Origin of the sequence: Chitinophaga sp. Cy-1792, from assembly GCF_011752935.1 — a bacterium.
In the GTDB taxonomy this organism is placed as follows: domain Bacteria; phylum Bacteroidota; class Bacteroidia; order Chitinophagales; family Chitinophagaceae; genus Chitinophaga.
On the sequence record NZ_VWWO01000011.1, the window covers coordinates 1 to 1179 of the forward strand.

At 68.9% G+C, this 1179-nt stretch carries 2 protein-coding genes; both read left to right on the forward strand.

What is annotated here, in order from left to right:
- The first annotated feature begins 186 nt into the window (after nucleotides 1–186).
- Nucleotides 187–399, forward strand: a complete 213-nt coding sequence (locus tag F3J22_RS30900) for a sigma factor-like helix-turn-helix DNA-binding protein (protein WP_370459486.1) — start codon at nucleotides 187–189, stop codon at nucleotides 397–399.
- Between the two features lie 185 nt (nucleotides 400–584).
- The coding region (locus F3J22_RS30220; RefSeq protein WP_167021740.1) for a DUF4158 domain-containing protein at nucleotides 585–1179 on the forward strand (595 nt) is incomplete at its 3' end.

The following is a 1179-nucleotide window of genomic DNA, read 5'->3' on the forward strand; positions in this document are numbered from 1 at the left end:
AGGACGCAACGGCGGACTCATCGCTGGCCGAATCCGTGGCGATGACCAGATCGAAACATCTCGACAGCTCCGCGAGGCATTGGCGAAGCGGGCTTTCTCATGACAGCGCAAATTCCGCGGCGTCGGACCAAGAGCGGCCGCGAACTCGCTGAAGAGTTCGGAATATCCCGCTCCACGGTCACAAAAATGATCGCCGAACCCCGAGACCGCTACGAGCAGCGGGCCAAGCAACGTCGAGCCAGGGCCGTGGATCTGCGCCTCCAGGGGTTCAGCTACCGAGAGATCGCTGTCAGCACTGGCGACAGCATCGGCACAGTCGGTCGCCGCCTCGCTGACGCCCGGAGCCACGGGGAGTGGGCGCTCGCCGTGGCGCGCCGCGCCGCCAGGTGCACAGAGTGAGATTTCGAGGGATGTCCCGAAACGGCCCCCAAGCCGGGGTGCCGGTAAGGATCGTGTCATCAGCCGCAAACGAGCGCTGGGGGCTTGACCCTGGATCTCTGGTCGCGGCGGTGTCCGGGGGGTGGGAGTAGCGTCCGTGCGGGGCGCGTGAGCTGGGTCAGGACGAACTGATCGATCGGTGGACGGTGGTCGAGGCCGAGCTGGCGATGGTGGCCGGCAAGCGTGGCGCGACGCGGCTCGGGTTCGCGGTGTTGCTGCGCTTTTACACCGAGCACGGCCGGTTTCCCCGCAGCCGGAGCGAGATCCCCGACGCCGCTGTGGACTACGTGGCCCGGCAGGTCGGTGTGCCGGTGACCGAGCTGGCGTTCTACGACTGGTCCGGCCGCACGATCGAGTTCCATCGCAGCCAGATTCGCCGGACACTGGGGTTCCGGGAGTGCAGCGTCGCCGACGCCGACAAGCTCACCGAGTGGCTGGTCACCACCGTCACCCAGACCGAGCGCGGCGCTGAACGTGTCCGTGACCAGCTGCTGGACCGGTGCCGGGAGGAACGTATCGAGCCGCCCACCGGCGGCCGCGTCGACCGGATCGTGCGCTCGGCGCTGCACCGCGGCGAGGAGCTGCTGTTCGCACGGGTGGCGATCCGCTTATCCGAGGCGGTGCGCGTTCGGCTGTTCGCCTTGGTCGCGGCCGGTGCCGATGACGACGGCCAACCCGGCGGGGACGGTGACGGGCCGGCGGTGCGGGCCTCGATCCGGTCCGATCCGGGCAACGTCAGCC

What these genes read in the sequence shown, in the direction of transcription:
- F3J22_RS30900 (WP_370459486.1), top strand. Translation starts at nt 187, where the DNA reads ATGATCGCCGAACCCCGAGACCGCTACGAGCAGCGGGCCAAGCAACGT.